The following is a 15,612-nucleotide window of genomic DNA, read 5'->3' on the forward strand; positions in this document are numbered from 1 at the left end:
AAGGACTTACGCGTCCTCGTCGTTGACCCAGCTCATGAGCTTGCGCAGCTCACGGCCGGTGGTCTCCAGCAGGTGGTCGCTGTCGGCCTTCTTGTACTCGTTGTACTTGGGCAGACCGTTGTGGTACTCGGCCATCCAGTTCTTGGCGAAGGTGCCGTCCTGGATCTCGCCGAGGACCTTCTTCATCTCGGCCTTGGTGGCGTCCGTGATGATCCGCGGGCCGGTGACGTAGTCGCCCCACTCGGCGGTCTCCGAGATGGACCAGCGCATCTTCTCCAGGCCGCCCTCGTACATGAGGTCGACGATGAGCTTCAGCTCGTGGAGGCACTCGAAGTACGCGATCTCCGGCTGGTAGCCGGCCTCGGTCAGGGTCTCGAATCCGGCCTTGACCAGAGCGGCGGTGCCACCGCAGAGGACGGCCTGCTCACCGAACAGGTCGGTCTCGGTCTCCTCGGTGAAGGTCGTCTTGATGACGCCGGCGCGGGTACCGCCGATGCCCTTCGCGTACGAGAGGGCGAGCGCCAGGCCGTTGCCCGAGGCGTCCTGCTCGACGGCCACGATGCAGGGAACGCCGCGGCCCTCCTCGTACTGACGGCGGACCAGGTGGCCCGGGCCCTTCGGAGCGACCATGCAGACGTCGACGTTGGCCGGCGGCTTGATGAAGTCGAACCGGATGTTCAGACCGTGGCCGAAGAACAGCGCGTCGCCGTCCTTGAGGTTGTCCTTGATGGACTCCTCGTAGACCTGGGCCTGGATCGGGTCCGGGACGAGGATCATGATGACGTCGGCCTCGGCGGCGGCCTCCGACGGGGTCACCACGCGCAGGCCCTGCTCCTCGGCCTTGGCCTTGGACTTGGAGCCCTCGTGCAGACCCACACGGACGTCGACACCCGAGTCACGCAGCGACAGCGCGTGGGCGTGGCCCTGGCTGCCGTAGCCGATGACCGCGACCTTGCGGCCCTGGATGATGGACAGGTCGGCATCGTCGTCGTAGAACAGCTCGGCCACTGGGTCTTCTCCTTGGTGTGCAGGTGTTGCGTCCCACCGTACGGCGGGGTGCGTCAGAAACGTTTTCGGGTCTCGCCATACGAGCGGCGAGGGGGGTGGCGGCTAGGCCGTACGGTCGAGTGCGCGCAAGGAACGGTCGGTGATCGAGCGCGCGCCGCGCCCTATGGCGATGGTGCCGGACTGGACGAGCTCCTTGATGCCGTACTGCTCCAGCATCTTGAGCATGGCCTCCAGCTTGTCGGCGCCGCCGGTCGCCTCGATCGTGACGGCCTCCGGAGAGACGTCCACGGTCTTGGCGCGGAACAGCTGAACGATCTCGACGATCTGGGAGCGGGTCTCGTTGTCGGCGCGGACCTTCACCAGGACGAGCTCACGCTGGATCGCAGCGGAGGGCTCGAGTTCGACGATCTTCAGTACGTTGACCAGCTTGTTGAGCTGCTTGGTCACCTGCTCGAGCGGCAGGTCCTCGACATTCACGACGATGGTGATGCGGGAGATGTCGGGATGCTCGGTGGTACCGACCGCGAGTGAGTCGATATTGAAGCCGCGGCGGGAGAACAGGGCCGTGATCCGGGCGAGGACACCGGGCTTGTTCTCGACCAGGACGGAGAGCGTGTGCTTGCTGGACATGGAGTCGGTCTCTCTCTGTCTCTCAGTCGTCTTCGTTGTCGCCGAAGTCGGGGCGGACACCGCGGGCGGCCATGACCTCGTCGTTGGAGGTGCCGGCGGCGACCATCGGCCAGACCATGGCGTCCTCGTGGACGATGAAGTCGATCACGACGGGGCGGTCGTTGATGGAGTTGGCCTCGGCGATGACCTTGTCCAGGTCGGCCGGGTCCTCACAGCGGATCGCGTAGCAGCCCATGGCCTCGGACAGCTTGACGAAGTCCGGGACCCGGGTGCCCTTCGCCGGGGTGCCCTCGGTGTCGGCGCCGGAGTGCAGAACGGTGTTGGAGTACCGCTGGTTGTAGAACAGGGTCTGCCACTGGCGGACCATCCCGAGCGCGCCGTTGTTGATGATCGCGACCTTGATCGGGATGTTGTTGAGCGCGCAGGTGGTCAGTTCCTGATTGGTCATCTGGAAGCAGCCGTCGCCGTCGATCGCCCAGACCGTACGGTCCGGCATGCCGGCCTTCGCGCCCATCGCGGCCGGGACCGCGTAGCCCATCGTTCCGGCGCCGCCGGAGTTCAGCCAGGTGGCGGGCTTCTCGTACTGGATGAAGTGCGAGGCCCACATCTGGTGCTGACCGACGCCCGCCGCGAAGATCGTGTCCTCGGGAGCGAGCTCACCGATGCGCTGGATGACCTGCTGCGGCGAGAGGCTGCCGTCCTCCGGCAGGTCGTAGCCGACCGGGTAGGTCTCGCGCCAGCGGTTGAGGTCCTTCCACCAGGCGGAGTAGTCGCCGACGTGACCGTCGGTGTGCTCGGCCTGGACCGCCTGGACGAGGTCGGCGATGACCTCGCGGGCGTCACCGACGATCGGCACGTCGGCGGCGCGGTTCTTGCCGATCTCCGCCGGGTCGATGTCGGCGTGGACGATCTTTGCGTACGGGGCGAAACTGTCCAGCTTGCCGGTGACGCGGTCGTCGAAACGGGCTCCGAGGGCGACGATCAGGTCGGCCTTCTGCAGCGCGGTGACAGCGGTGACCGCACCGTGCATGCCCGGCATTCCCACGTGCAGCGGGTGGCTGTCGGGGAACGAACCGAGCGCCATCAGGGTGGTGGTGACGGGCGCTCCGGTGAGCTCGGCGAGCACTTTCAGTTCGGCGGTGGCGCCGGCCTTCATGACGCCGCCGCCGACGTACAGCACAGGACGCTTGGCCTGGGTGATGAGCCGGGCGGCCTCGCGGATCTGCTTGGCGTGCGGCTTGGTGACCGGGCGGTAGCCGGGCAGGTCCTGGGTCGGCGGCCAGCTGAACGTGGTCTGTGCCTGCAGGGCGTCCTTGGCGATGTCGACGAGGACGGGGCCCGGACGGCCGGTGGAGGCGATGTGGAAGGCCTCGGCGATCGTGTGCGGGATGTCCTCGGCGCGGGTGACCAGGAAGTTGTGCTTGGTGACCGGCATCGTGATGCCGCAGATGTCGGCCTCCTGGAAGGCGTCCGTACCGATCGCCTTCGAGGCGACCTGGCCGGTGATCGCGACCAGCGGGACGGAGTCCATGTGCGCGTCGGCGATCGGGGTGACCAGGTTGGTGGCGCCGGGGCCCGAGGTGGCCATGCAGACACCGACCTTGCCGGTGGCCTGCGCGTAGCCGGTGGCGGCGTGGCCCGCGCCCTGCTCATGGCGGACCAGCACGTGACGGACCCGGCTGGAGTCCATCATCGGGTCGTACGCCGGAAGGATGGCGCCGCCGGGAATGCCGAATACCGTGTCGGCCCCCACCTCCTCAAGAGACCGGATGAGGGACTGCGCACCCGTGACGTGCTCAACGGTGGCGGGGGACGATCCGCCGCTACGGGCCCGCGGCTGGGGATGGTGGGCCCCGGTGGCCTGCTCGGTCATCGGCATTCTCTTCTCGAAGCTGAGGGTTTTTGCGGGGTTTTGGGGTGTGCCGGTGCAACAAAAAACCCCTCGTGCCGTGAGGCAAGCGAGGGGAGCGCGCCGGTGTGGTCTGCAGAGTGTCAACGAGGGACTCTGCTTCAGCCGACGCGCTTTCCAAGTACGAGAATTCGGGTGCGCATGGCATTGACCCTCTCTCCGACGCGCCCAACGTGTCAAGTGGGTGGGATGGGCGTCTCACCATGTGAGCCGCGGAGGAGCGGGACCGAGCCGCCTGCCAGGACGGGCTGAGCAACCGGACCACCGGGCACCGGGAACTCGCCGCGGGCCAGCGCGCGGCGCAGCCGGTACTCGTCCAGCGGCCCCGAGAAGGCCATTCCCTGCCCGTGCGTACAGCCCATGGCACGCAGCGCGAGGACCTGCTCCGGTACGTCGACACCGTCGGCGACGGACTGCAGACCGAGGTCGCAGGCGATCCTCAGCAGCCCACTGGTGATCTTGTGCAGCCGGGCCGATTCCACGACGCCCTCGACGAGTCCGCGGTCCAGTTTCAGGACGTCGATGGGGAGCCGGCGCAGCGCGTTGATCGCGGCGTAGCCGCTGCCGAAGCCGTCGAGCGCGATCCGTACGCCGAGCCGCCGCAGCGCGACGAGGCGCTGTTCGAGCTCGTCGAAGGAGACCCGGGGGTCACTGTCGGAGACTTCGATCATCAGCGCCCCTGAAGGCAGGCTGTAGCGGGTGAGGAGGGCCTCGACGGAGCCGAACGGCATCGCCTTGTCCAGCAGTCTGCGGGCGGAGAGCCGGACGGCCACGGAGACGTGGTGCCCGGCCCTGGCCCGGTCCGCGGCCTGCTCGACGGCCTCTTCCAGGAGCCAGCGGCCGAGCTCGGCGGTGCGGTCGCTGTCCTCGGCGACACGGAGGAACTCGGCGGGGGTGAACAGGATGCCCTGGGCGGAGCGCCAGCGGGCCTGTGCGGCAACGGCGGCGACATTGCCGGTGGCGAGATGGATCACGGGCTGGTGAAGCAGGGCGAACTCGCCGTCCCGCAGAGCGGTGCCCAGACGGGCCGCGAGCTCGGAGCGGCGTACCACGTCGGCCTGCATCTGTGGAGCGTACAGCTCGACGCGGTCCTTGCCGCCCGCCTTGGCCCGGTACATGGCGAGATCGGCGTTGCGCATGAGGTCGGTGGGGGTGATGGCGGGCTCGGCGAAGGCGACGCCGATGGAGGCGGCGACCCGTACCTCGCCGCCGCCGATCCGGTAGGGCTGGGAGAGCGTGAGGCGCAGCCGGTCGGCGATCTCGTGGACCTGGTACTCACGCGCCGACTGGTCACGGGTGCCGTCGCCGAGGATCAGCGCCGCGAACTCGTCGCCGCCGAGGCGGGCGGCGGTGTCCCCCACCCGTACGGACTCCTGGAGGCGGCGGGCGGCCTGGATGAGCAGCTCGTCGCCCGCCTGGTGGCCCAGCCGGTCGTTGACCGCCTTGAAGCCATCGAGGTCGATGAAGAGCACCGCGGTGCCGGGGTCGCCGGAGCGGCGGCCGCCGAGGGCCTGCCGGACCCGGTCGGTGAACAGGGCGCGGTTGGGCAGGTCGGTGAGCGGGTCGTGCTCGGCGTTGTGCTGCAGCTGGGCCTGGAGCCGGACCCGTTCGGTCACGTCCCGGCTGTTGAGGATCAGCCCGCCCTGGTGGCGGTTGACGGTGGACTCGACATTGAGCCAGTCACCGGTGCCGGACCTGAACCGGCACTCGATCCGGGTGGTGGGTTCCTCGCTGGGCGGTGCGGCCAGGAACCGCCGCACCTCGTGGACCACGCGCCCCAGGTCCTCGGGGTGAATGATCGAGGCGAGCTCGGCACCGATCAGGTCGTCGGCCTCGCGCCCGTACACCCCGGAGGCGGCGGGGCTGACGTACCGGAGTATGCCGGTGGGTGCGGCGATCATGATGACATCGCTGGAGCCCTGGACCAGGGAGCGGAAGTGGTTCTCCTTCTGCGCCAGCTCCTGGGTGAGGGCGATGTTGTCGACGAGCATGATGCCCTGCCGGACGACCAGCGCGAGCACCACCGTGCAGCCGGTGAACACCACGACGCGGTCCAGCCTGCGGCCCTCGATGACGTTGTAGAGGATGCCGAGGGTGCAGACGGCTGCGGCGAGATACGGCGTCAGGGCGGCCAGCGAACCGGCGATCGGGCGGCTGGTGGCACGCGCGGCGGGGCGCTGTTGGACAGCGTTGTCCGAGGTCCGGTTCGTACTCCAGGGGGCGTATGCGAGGAGCAGCGACCCGGCGAACCAGCCGGCGTCCAGCAACTGGCCGGAGTGGTAGGTCTGGCGGAGCAGCGGCGAGGTGAACAGCGCGTCCGACAGGACGGTCAGGGCAAGCGCGGCGACGGCGGTGTTCACCGCGGAGCGGTTCACGTTGGACCGCCGGAAGTGCAGGGCGAGGACCATGGAGACCAGCACGATGTCGAGCAGCGGATAGGCCAGCGAGAGCGCCACGCGGGCCACGCTCGTCCCCCCGGCGTCCGCGAGGTGCGCGGCGTGGGCGAGGGCGAGGCTCCAGGACAGAGTCAGGAGCGATCCGCCGATCAGCCAGGAGTCCAGTACGAGACAGACCCAGCCGGCCCGGGTGGCGGGGCGTTTGGCAAGGACGAGCAGTCCGACGATCGCGGGTGGGGCGAAACAGAGGTAGAAGGCGTCGGCGAGGGACAGGCTGGGCACCGGGAGCCCGAGCACGACCTCGTACCACCCCCAGACGGCGTTTCCCCCGGCGGCCATCAGCGAGGAGAGCGAGAACAGCAGCCAGGCGGGCCGGAAGCGGTTCTCCGCGGCGCGCGCGTAGAGGAAGCAGGAGACAGCCGCGATCAGGGCGGCACCGCTGAGGCCGAAGTCACCCATGACGAGTGCCAGTTCGGGCGAACCCCAGCCCAGCGCCGCCCCCACGGCGTAACCACCGCAGACCAGGCCGAGGAGGAGCTGTGAGACCAGCCCCGAGGCCCCGCGGGCGGCCGGCTGCCGGGAGAGGAGCGCCCCGAGTGCGCTTGCCGGGGCGCTCACCGGGGTGCTCCCGATGTCATCGGATGGGCGCGGGCCCGGCGGGGTGGCCGGCCCGGCGGTCGCCGGCGACCGCCCTGTCGCGTCGGATCGTTCGTCCATCGGCCGTACATCGCCCGTCGCCCCCCTCGCGTTCCGCTGCCACCCCGGTGCCGCCCCTTCCACAACACAGCCCCCCATCCGGGACGATACACCAGACTCGTCACACAGGGACATAGTGCCTCTACTCTCCGTGACGATCCGGGGAGTTGTCGACACGGTGTGCCATGGAACGGATCCGCAGCGTGGTCAGCCGGTGGTGAGTACGACGTTCCGCACCGGCTCCCCCGCCGCGAACCGGGTGAGCTGGCCGGCCAGCAGGCGCTTGGCACGCGGCAGGAATGCCGAGGTGCTGCCTCCCACATGAGGTGTGATCAGGACGTTCGGAGCATGCCAGAGGGGATGGCCGGCGGGCAGCGGTTCGGGGTCGGTGACATCGAGGGCGGCGCGCAGCCGGCCGGACTCGAGTTCGGCCAGCAGGGCCTTGGTGTCCACGACGCCACCGCGCGCGACGTTCACGAGCAGCGCGCCGTCCGCCATCGCGGCCAGGAAATCGGCGCCCACCAGCCCTTGTGTGGAGGCGTTCAGCGGGATGGACAGAACGACGATGTCGGCCTCGGGCAGCAGCGCGGGCAGGTCGTCTAGCGTGTGTACGGGGCCGCGCGCAGTTGTCCGTGCGGAGCGCGCGACGCGCGCCACCCGCGCACACTCGAAGGGCACGAGCCGGTCCTCGATGGCGGCGCCGATCGATCCGTACCCCACGATCAGTACGGACTTGTCCGCGAGCGCCGGGTAGAAGCCGGAACGCCACTCCTCCTTGTCCTGTCCGTGGACGAATCCGGGGAAGCCGCGCAGCGAGGCGAGAATCAGGGCGAGGGTGAGCTCCGCCGTCGAGGCCTCGTGGACACCCTTGGCGTTGCACAGTCGCACCCCGGCGGGCAACTGGCCGAGCCCCGGCTGGACATGGTCGATGCCCGCGGAGAGCGTCTGCACGACCTGCACGGCCCCCATCCCGGCGAGCGGGCGGACCGCGATCTCCAGGCCCTTCATGTAGGGAACGACGTAGAAGGCGCAGTCCGCGGGATCGGCGGGGAAGTCCTGCGCGCCGTCCCAGAAGCGGTAGTTGAGACCCTGGGGGAGTCCTTCGATCTCGTCGGCCGGAATCGGCAGCCATACGTCGGGAGTCTTTGTAGAAGTCATGGTCAGGAGGCTATGCGAAGCCCGCCGGGCGGCAGAGGTTACTTTTGGGTGCGGTGCGGCCCCCTGACGGCGGGGCCGAGTGCCTCGCCGGGCGGGGTACCAAGGAGGGTTCGGGGAGTTGGAGCGCAGGAGTCTCGGGGCGGCGGCGCTCGCCGTGGGTGCGGTCGGACTCGGCTGCATGCCTATGAGCTGGGCGTACAGCGCGTCGCAGCAGCGTGGTGACCGTGCGTTGCGGACGGTGCACGCCGCGCTCGACGCGGGTGCCGACCTGCTCGACACAGCCGACATGTACGGCCCCTTCACCAATGAGCTCCTGATCGGCAGGGCGCTGAAGGGGCGTCGGGACGAGGCGTTCGTCTCCACCAAGTGCGGGCTGCTGGTGGGCGATCAGCACATCGTGGCCAATGGCCGTCCCGGCTATGTGCGCCGGGCCTGTGACGCGTCGCTGCGCCGGCTGCAGACCGATGTGATCGATCTGTACCACCTGCACCGGGCCGACCCCGAGGTGCCGGTGGAGGAGACCTGGGGGGCGATGGCGGAGCTGGTCACCGCGGGGAAGGTGCGGGCGCTCGGGCTGAGTGCGGTCGGGGCACGGGCCTCGCGCCGGTCGGGGGTGGGGATGCACGACGGAACGATTCGGCAGCTGGAACGGGTGCAGCAGGTCTTTCCGGTGAGCGCGGTCCAGGCGGAACTCTCGGTGTGGTCGCCGGAGGCGCTGGAGGCGCTGCTGCCGTGGTGCGAGGCGCGGGGTGTGGGCCTGCTGGCTGCGATGCCGCTGGGGAACGGCTATCTGACGGGCACGCTGACGCCCGGCCAGGGCTTCGAGCCGGACGATCTGCGGGCCAGGCATCCGCGGTTCACCGCCGAGATGATGGCAGCGAACCAGCCGCTGGTGGTGGGACTGCGCCGGATCGCCGAGCGGCACGGGGCGACTCCGGCCCAGGTGGCGCTGGCCTGGGTGCTGCGGCAGGGCCCGCATGTGGTGCCGGTGCCGGGCACGAAGCGGGAGCAGTGGGCGGTGGAGAACGCGGGGGCGGCCGGACTGGAGCTGACGACACGGGATCTGGCCGAGATCGCGCGGTTGCCGCGGGCGCGGGGGTCGTGGGACTGAGGGCGGGCGTGCGCGAGTCCGGCACCTGCCGGAAAAGTTCGTGGGCTTGCGGAACCCGGGGCCGGGCTGCGGTGTAGGAACAGTAGTCAGGCAGTCGTCGAAGGGACCGGTGCTGTGCGCATTGCTGTATTCGGATCGCCGAGAACCCCTGCGGGACACCCGCGCATCCTCCCGGGCGCGCGCCGCGCTGCCGTGGCCGCGCTGGCTGTGGGCTCGCTGCTGCTGTCCGCGGGGTGCTCGTCGGACGACGACTCGGAAAACGCGCAGGTCCGCCCCACGGGCGCACCCGCCGCGGTGCCCTCTTCACCGTCCTCCTCGTCGTCGTCCTCCTCGCCACCGTCGGCGAAGGGCTCGGTGAAGGTGGTGTCGACGCTGACGGAGGGGCTCGCGTCTCCGTGGGGGCTGGCGGAGCTGCCGGGTGGCGATCTGCTGGTGTCCTCGCGCGACAGGAGAACGATCACCCGGATCGACGGCAGCACGGGAAAGCAGACACCGCTGGGCACGGTGCCCGGCGTGTCGCCCGCCGGAGAGGGCGGGTTGCTGGGGATCGCGGTCTCCCCGGCGTTCGACACGGACCATCTGCTGTACGCGTACTTCACGACCGCGTCCGACAACCGCATCGCCCGCATGCGGTACGACGGGACCGGCAGGGACCCCGGCCGGCAGCTGGGTGCACCGCACACGATCCTGCGGGGCATCCCGAAGGGCTACATCCACAACGGCGGCCGTATCGCCTTCGGCCCGGACGGCATGCTGTACGCGGGCACGGGCGAGACGGGGCAGACCAGGGAGCTCTCACAGGACAAGAAATCCCTGGCAGGCAAGATCCTGCGGATGACTCCGGACGGCAGACCGGCACCGGGCAACCCCGTGCCCGGCTCGCTGATGTATTCGTACGGGCACCGCAATGTGCAGGGTCTGGCCTGGGACGGGCAGAAACGGCTGTGGGCGTCCGAATTCGGGCAGGACACCTGGGACGAGCTGAATCAGATCGTGCCCGGCGGGAATTACGGCTGGCCGAAGTACGAGGGCAAGGTGGGCAAGGCGGGTTTTGTCGATCCCGTGGCCCAGTGGAGACCGTCCGAGGCATCCCCGAGCGGGATCGCCTTCGCCCGGGGCTCGATCTGGATGGCGGGCCTGCGCGGTGAGCGGCTCTGGAGGATTCCGCTGTCCGGCAGCCCGGGCAGGGAACCTCTGGCCGCCCCGCAGTCGTTCCTGCGAGGGAAGTACGGCCGTCTGCGCACGGTGCTCGCCGCGGGCGGCGACAGACTCTGGCTGGTCACGAGCAACACGGACACCCGCGGCACCCCGAAACCGGGAGACGACAGAGTCCTGGTGCTCCAGGTGCGGTAGCGGCGACAGCAGGTGAAAGGGTGCGATCCGGTGTTCAACTTCTTCGAGGAACTCTTCGCCCCGGGCCGCAAGCACGCCGCGGAGGAACAGAAGCGGCTGGAACTGACCCGGGTGGACCTGGGCACGGGCGACCCCGCCCGCGGCCCGATAGACCTGAGCTCGGGAAAGGTGACGGTGCGCGTCCCCGGTCCGGAAGGCACCCCGTCACTCCCGCCGACCCCGCTTCAGGACCCGGAAGACACCGAGGCCCCCTCAAGTCGCTCAGGCCCGCCCTGCGATTGAGGACGGAACGGTCACCGGACGGCCCGGGTACCCGTTCCCCGCACCGACCCGCCGAGCTTCTCTAAGACGCCCCGTTGCCCCGGTACAGGCGGAGACGGTGCGCCAGAGCCGCAGCTTCGCCGCGGCTGGAAACGCCGAGCTTGGCAAGGATGTTCGAGACATGCACGCTCGCGGTCTTGGGCGAGATGTACAGCTCCTCGGCAATCCGCCGGTTCGTATGCCCCGCAGCGACAAGCCGGTGCACGTCCTGCTCGCGCCTCGTCAGCCCGAACGACTCCACGGCCGCGACGGCCGCGTCCTGGAGCTGGTCCTCGGAGTGCTGCCGCTCCGCGGCCCCGCCCGTGGAGCCCGCTTCGGCCGGGACGGTGACCGCGACCGGAATGTCGTCGGGGGAGGGAGCGAGCGTGATGCGCGCGCGGCCGGCCAGCAGCTCGATGGTCTCGGTCAACGGGCGCGCACCGAGCCGCTCGGCGATGCTGTGGGCGTCGCGCAGGAGACCGGCCGCCGTGGCACGGTCACCGGAGGCGACGAGGATGGCCTCCGCCCAGCGGTGGTGGACCTGGCCCTGTTCGTACGGGCGGGCGAGGGGGGCGAAGGCGGCGGCCGTGCGGGACCAGTGCTCGGGGGTGTCGGCGCCCTCCGCCCGGGCCAGCTCGGCGTTGATCAGCAGGCCGTACGCGGCCCAGACCGGGACGAACATGGGCAACTGGCCCAGGTGCTTGCGGATGAGGGCGAGAATCGCAGGCCGGCCCGGCTCCGTGGCGGGCAGCCCACGGGCGTCCGCCTCCGCCGCGGCGGCGGTATGGAGGAGTGGAAGCGCGTACCGCTGGGTGCCGGGCGGGAAGCCCTGCTCCGCCTGCGCCTCGAAGGCGGCCCGCGCCTCCGGGAGGCGCCCCTGCTGCACGGCCAGGGTCATGGCATGGCGAACGGGGTTGATGAGGTGCTGGGGCTGCGGGTCGCGTGAACCGAAGTGCCGCTGAGTGAGCGCGAGCTGGACCTCGGCCTCGGCGAAGTCGCCACGGGCGAGGGCCAGCTCGGTGCGGCGCATGGCCACGAGGCCCTGCGCCTTGCGGGACTGTGCGGTGCGGGCCGCCGCCTCCGTGGTCGCCCGGCTCTCGTCCCAGTGGCCGAGGGAGAAGTACGACGTCGCCTGGTTGGTGCGGACCCACACCTCCATGTCGGCGACACCGTGACTGTGGCAGACCTCGATGCCGTGATCCGCTGCGGCGACCGCTTCCAGGGAACGGCCCATGGCTTCGAGCGTCGAGGGGAGATTGATGCTGGCGCGGCCCATGATGCCCACGAGGTGGAGTTCATCGGCCCGGTCGCGTACGGCGTACATCTCGGCGATGCCCTCGTCGATACCGCCCGCATCGGCAGTGAGCCAGCCGCGGGTGAGCCGGGCGTGAAGCTCGATGTACTCGTCGCCGACGAGCTGCGCGTACTCCACGGCCCGATCGACCGCGGCGAGCGTCTCCGCGCCGGGGCGGTGCAGGGCACCCCATCCGGCCACGCTCATGAGGACGTCGGCATGGACGGCGGACGGGGGCAGGCCACGGACCAGGTCCTGGGCGATGGCCAGTTCCTGCCAGCCGTCGCCCCGGGTGAGGTCCTGCATCAGCCGGGAGCGCTGCACCCAGAACCAGGCGGCCCGGAGCGGGTCGGGGTCGTCGTCCAGGACCCGTATGGCCTTCTTGGAGATGGCGAGGGCGCGTTCGCGTTCGCCGCCGAAGCGGGCGGCGACCGTGGCTTCGGCCATCAGATCGAGATAGCGGAGCGGGGTGGTCTCGGGGTCGCAGCCACAGGCCGGGTAGACCTCTGCGTAGTCGATGGGGCGCAGGGTGCGGCGTATCTCGTCGGGGACGTCGTCCCACAGTTCCATCGCGCGTTCCAGCAGCCGGAGTTGCTCGGTGAAGGCGTAGCGGCGGCGGGCCTCGACGGAGGCCTTCAGAACGGCGGGGAGTGCCTTGGCCGGATCGTGGGCGCCGTACCAGTAGCTGGCCAGGCGCGTCGCGCGTTCGCCCGCGCGGACGAGCGTGGGGTCGGCCTCCAGCGCCTCGGCGTAGCGGCGGTTGAGGCGCGACCGTTCGCCGGGCAGCAGGTCGTCGCTGACGGCTTCGCGGACCAGCGAGTGCCGGAAGCGGTAGCCGTTGCCCTCCGCGGTGATGAGAAGCAGGTTGGCGCCGACGGCTCCGCGCAGCGCCTCGATGAGTTCGTCCTCGGTCAGTCCGCAGACCGCGGCCAGCAGTTCGTACTCCACGGTGGAGCCGCCCTCGGCGATGACCCGGGCGATCTTCTGGGCATCCTCGGAGAGCGCTTCGACGCGGACGAGGAGAAGGTCGCGGAGCGAGTCGGAGAGTCCGGCGCTGTCACCGCACTCCAGGCTGCAGGCGAGCTCTTCGACGAAGAAGGCGTTGCCGTCGGAGCGTTCGAAGATCTCGTCCACGAGGGCGGGCTCGGGGGTGGCCGCGAGGATGCCGGTGAGCTGACGACGGACCTCGGCGCGGTTGAACCGGGCGAGTTCGATCCGGCGGACGGTGCGGAGGCGGTCGAGTTCGGCAAGGAGGGGGCGCAGGGGGTGACGGCGGTGGATGTCGTCGGCCCGGTAGGTGCCGATGACGACGAGGCGGCCGCTGCGCAGCGTGCGGAAGAGATAGGCGAGGAGGTGGCGGGTGGAGGCGTCGGCCCAGTGCAGGTCCTCCAGGATGAGAACGACGGGCCGGTCCGCGGAGATGCGCTCCAGCAGCCGGGCGGTGAGCTCGAAGAGCCGTGCGGTGCCGTGCTCGTCGGTGGCGTCCCGGTCGGGCTCGCCGAGTTCGGGGAGGAGCCGGGCCAGTTCGCCTTCCTGCCCGGCGCAGGCTGCGGCCATCTCGTCGGGCAGGGTGCGGCGCAGGGCGCGCAGGGCCGTGGAGAACGGGGCGTACGGCAGCCCGTCGGCGCCGATCTCCACGCAGCCGCCGACGGCGACGGCTGCGTCGCGGCGGCCGGCCTCGATCAGGAATTCCTCGACCAGCCGCGTCTTGCCGACGCCGGCCTCGCCACCGATGAGCAGCGCCTGCGGTTCTCCGCCGGGCGCCCCGACGCTGTCGGGGTGTCCGGCGGTGGCGCGCACGAGCGCACCGGTGAGTGAGGTGAGTTCGCCTGCGCGACCGACGAACACGGGACTGACAGACCTGGTCTCCACGTCGCCGAGCATCGCACATGGGTGCGACACCGTGACGGCGAGAGGGAAATCGGTGCTCATCGCACGCCCGTCACGCAGCGTGGACGAACCGGTTCCGTAGCGAACTCACTGTCCCCTCTTCCTCCTTGCGTCCGGACCGGCGAGCGGCGCGGCGGTCACGGCGGACCTGCCGGAGGACGCGCTCGCGCTCGGCCCGGTGCAGGAGTTCGGCTTCCCTGATCTTGTGGAGGTCGTACGCGTACATGTGGTTCTCCTGGATGTCGACGGCCCGGTGGGGTTTGGTGGAGGGGCAGTTGCTGCGACGGGCCGGTTCTGCCGGGCCCGTCCTCTGCCGTGCCTCTACTTTCGTCTTCCAGGGGGTGTCGCCACATCGGGCGACTTCCGCATCTCTGCGGGACAGGGGGCCTTAGTCACAGGCGGCAGGTGCCGCATCCGGACCAAGGCCCCCCGGGTGGATGCCTTAGAGGAGCGCCGGTCGGTGCGTACTGCCCGATCGGCCATCCCCCGCGGCGACCCGATCACCCGCCCGACCTCCTCCAAGGCCCGACCGCCTGTCTCAGCCGGCAGCGCTCGCGGTCGGCAGGGCGACGATGAGGTCGAAGTACATGCCGACGGAGATCAGTACGCCGAGGACACCGAGTGCGATTCCGGCGGTCGCCACGGCGCGGACCCAGCCGGGCTGCGGGTCCTTGGCGGGTGCGCCGAACGCCGGGCGGACCAGGGCGAAGACGCCGACCAGCAGGGCGAGAAGCGCGAAGAGGCCGTTGACGAGGGCGGTGGAGTGCCAGGCGTCGCCGTAGATCTCGGAGATCTGTTGGGCCACGGAGCCACCGGAGGCGGTCTTCATCTGGCCCAGCAGGGTCTCCCGCTCGGCGGCGACCCGGCCCGACCATGCCCCGGTGAGGCCGACGACGCCGAGGCCGGCGGCGACGACGGCAGCGGCGGCCGCGCCGAGCCCCGACGGCGCCCCGTCGACGTCGTCGTCCTTCGGATCGAAGTCGAGGTCCGGATCGGAGTCGGTATCGGTGCTGCTGTCGTGCTCGGGACCGTCGCCGTCGCCCGGCGCCCGCCTGCCCTCGGCTTCGCCCCCCGCCTCGTCGGACACATCGGAGGCGTTCGACGCACCCTTCACAAGCGTCGCGGATGTCGCGTCCGCGGCTTCGGGTGCCTCGGTGGTAGGGGCTTCGGTGGTCTTGGACGTCGTGGGGTTCATGCGCCGCACGCTAGGCGGCCCGGATGAGAACCCTCTGAGAGAAGCTCGCACCATGGGCGCCCGGCCCGGAGCGGACCCGCACCGTGCAGCAGTCCCGTCTCAGCCCCGCTGAGCGCGCCATTCCGGTGCCAGCACGGACCAGATCTCCGAGTCGTGCCGCGTCCCCCGGTACGGGTAGCTCTCGCGGAGCACCCCGTCGCGCGTCATGCCGAGCCGCTTCGCGACCGCGACACTGCGGGTGTTGGCGGAGGACGCGACCCACTCCACGCGGTGCATCCCGCGCTCCTCGACCGCCCAGTCGATCAGCTTCCGCGCCGCCCGGGTCACCAGACCGCGCCCCTCTCCCGCGGACTCCAGCCAGCAGCCGACCTCACAGTTCCCCGACTCGGTGTCGAAGATCCGGAAGAGGACGCCGCCGACGAGCGTGCCCTCCAGCCAGATGCCGTACAGCCTTCCCGTGTCGGCCGCCTGCTTGTCGGCATACCGCTGCAGCAGGGCGCGCGCCGATCCGAGATCGGTGGCGAAGGCCGCGAACGGGATCCACGGGTCGACGAGCTCGCGAGCCCGATCGATGTGCGCGAGGAACTCCTCCGCCTGCCAGACTTCCAGCGGGCGCAGTTCCGCACCGTCGTCACCCAGGGATACCGCGAACATCGTGCTCCTCCAACTGCC

Annotated in this window: 12 protein-coding genes; 3 read left to right on the forward strand and 9 right to left on the reverse strand. The window is 70.4% G+C overall.

What is annotated here, in order from left to right:
• Nucleotides 1-6: 6 nt before the first annotated feature.
• The 5 genes from ilvC to OG395_RS20220 form a co-directional block, all read right to left on the reverse strand.
• Nucleotides 7-1,008, reverse strand: a complete 1,002-nt coding sequence (gene ilvC / locus OG395_RS20200; protein WP_266981210.1) for a ketol-acid reductoisomerase — start codon at nucleotides 1,006-1,008, stop codon at nucleotides 7-9.
• A gap of 102 nt (nucleotides 1,009-1,110) precedes the next feature.
• Entirely contained in the window at nucleotides 1,111-1,638 is a 528-nt protein-coding gene (gene ilvN / locus OG395_RS20205) for an acetolactate synthase small subunit (protein WP_266981212.1), read from the reverse strand.
• A gap of 22 nt (nucleotides 1,639-1,660) precedes the next feature.
• Nucleotides 1,661-3,517, reverse strand: a complete 1,857-nt coding sequence (locus tag OG395_RS20210) for an acetolactate synthase large subunit (protein ID WP_327244206.1) — start codon at nucleotides 3,515-3,517, stop codon at nucleotides 1,661-1,663.
• Nucleotides 3,518-3,723: 206 nt separating this feature from the next.
• The gene (locus OG395_RS20215) at nucleotides 3,724-6,561 is read right to left on the reverse strand and encodes a putative bifunctional diguanylate cyclase/phosphodiesterase (protein ID WP_327244207.1); all 2,838 of its coding nucleotides are present in this window, start codon (nucleotides 6,559-6,561) and stop codon (nucleotides 3,724-3,726) included.
• 285 nt (nucleotides 6,562-6,846) lie between these two features.
• Nucleotides 6,847-7,797, reverse strand: a complete 951-nt coding sequence (locus OG395_RS20220) for a 2-hydroxyacid dehydrogenase (protein WP_327244208.1) — start codon at nucleotides 7,795-7,797, stop codon at nucleotides 6,847-6,849.
• 154 nt (nucleotides 7,798-7,951) lie between these two features.
• Here OG395_RS20220 and OG395_RS20225 point away from each other — a divergent pair, with 154 nt between their 5' ends.
• The 3 genes from OG395_RS20225 to OG395_RS20235 all read left to right on the forward strand — a co-directional run bounded on the left by OG395_RS20225 (nucleotide 7,952) and on the right by OG395_RS20235 (nucleotide 10,543).
• Nucleotides 7,952-8,908, forward strand: a complete 957-nt coding sequence (locus OG395_RS20225) for an aldo/keto reductase (protein ID WP_327249393.1) — start codon at nucleotides 7,952-7,954, stop codon at nucleotides 8,906-8,908.
• A gap of 114 nt (nucleotides 8,909-9,022) precedes the next feature.
• Nucleotides 9,023-10,261 carry a PQQ-dependent sugar dehydrogenase gene (locus OG395_RS20230; RefSeq protein ID WP_442818578.1) on the forward strand — a complete coding sequence of 413 codons (1,239 nt, stop codon included), beginning with the start codon at nucleotides 9,023-9,025 and terminating at the stop codon, nucleotides 10,259-10,261.
• Nucleotides 10,262-10,291: 30 nt separating this feature from the next.
• A complete protein-coding gene (locus OG395_RS20235) occupies nucleotides 10,292-10,543 on the forward strand; it encodes a DUF6191 domain-containing protein (RefSeq protein ID WP_327244209.1) in 252 nt (83 codons plus the stop codon).
• A 61-nt stretch (nucleotides 10,544-10,604) separates the two neighbouring features.
• Here the strand turns inward: OG395_RS20235 and OG395_RS20240 are convergent, their stop codons facing one another.
• From OG395_RS20240 to OG395_RS20255, 4 genes are all read right to left on the reverse strand, one after another.
• Nucleotides 10,605-13,739 carry a helix-turn-helix transcriptional regulator gene (locus OG395_RS20240; RefSeq protein WP_327249395.1) on the reverse strand — a complete coding sequence of 1,045 codons (3,135 nt, stop codon included), beginning with the start codon at nucleotides 13,737-13,739 and terminating at the stop codon, nucleotides 10,605-10,607.
• Nucleotides 13,740-13,797: 58 nt separating this feature from the next.
• A complete protein-coding gene (locus OG395_RS20245) occupies nucleotides 13,798-13,971 on the reverse strand; it encodes a hypothetical protein (RefSeq protein WP_327244210.1) in 174 nt (57 codons plus the stop codon).
• Nucleotides 13,972-14,283: 312 nt separating this feature from the next.
• Entirely contained in the window at nucleotides 14,284-14,940 is a 657-nt protein-coding gene (locus tag OG395_RS20250; protein WP_327244211.1) for a hypothetical protein, read from the reverse strand.
• Between the two features lie 99 nt (nucleotides 14,941-15,039).
• Nucleotides 15,040-15,594, reverse strand: a complete 555-nt coding sequence (locus tag OG395_RS20255; protein WP_327244212.1) for a GNAT family N-acetyltransferase — start codon at nucleotides 15,592-15,594, stop codon at nucleotides 15,040-15,042.
• Between the last annotated feature and the right edge of the window lie 18 nt (nucleotides 15,595-15,612).

The organism is Streptomyces sp. NBC_01320, from assembly GCF_035974375.1.
Classification (GTDB): Bacteria; Actinomycetota; Actinomycetes; order Streptomycetales; family Streptomycetaceae; genus Streptomyces; species Streptomyces yanii.

Coding starts and splice junctions, on each gene's coding strand:
- ilvN (WP_266981212.1), bottom strand. CDS start 1,638: ATGTCCAGCAAGCACACGCTCTCCGTCCTGGTCGAGAACAAGCCCGGT.
- OG395_RS20210 (WP_327244206.1), bottom strand. CDS start 3,517: ATGCCGATGACCGAGCAGGCCACCGGGGCCCACCATCCCCAGCCGCGG.
- OG395_RS20220 (WP_327244208.1), bottom strand. CDS start 7,797: ATGACTTCTACAAAGACTCCCGACGTATGGCTGCCGATTCCGGCCGAC.
- OG395_RS20240 (WP_327249395.1), bottom strand. CDS start 13,739: ATGCTCGGCGACGTGGAGACCAGGTCTGTCAGTCCCGTGTTCGTCGGT.
- OG395_RS20245 (WP_327244210.1), bottom strand. CDS start 13,971: ATGTACGCGTACGACCTCCACAAGATCAGGGAAGCCGAACTCCTGCAC.
- OG395_RS20250 (WP_327244211.1), bottom strand. CDS start 14,940: ATGAACCCCACGACGTCCAAGACCACCGAAGCCCCTACCACCGAGGCA.
- OG395_RS20255 (WP_327244212.1), bottom strand. CDS start 15,594: ATGTTCGCGGTATCCCTGGGTGACGACGGTGCGGAACTGCGCCCGCTG.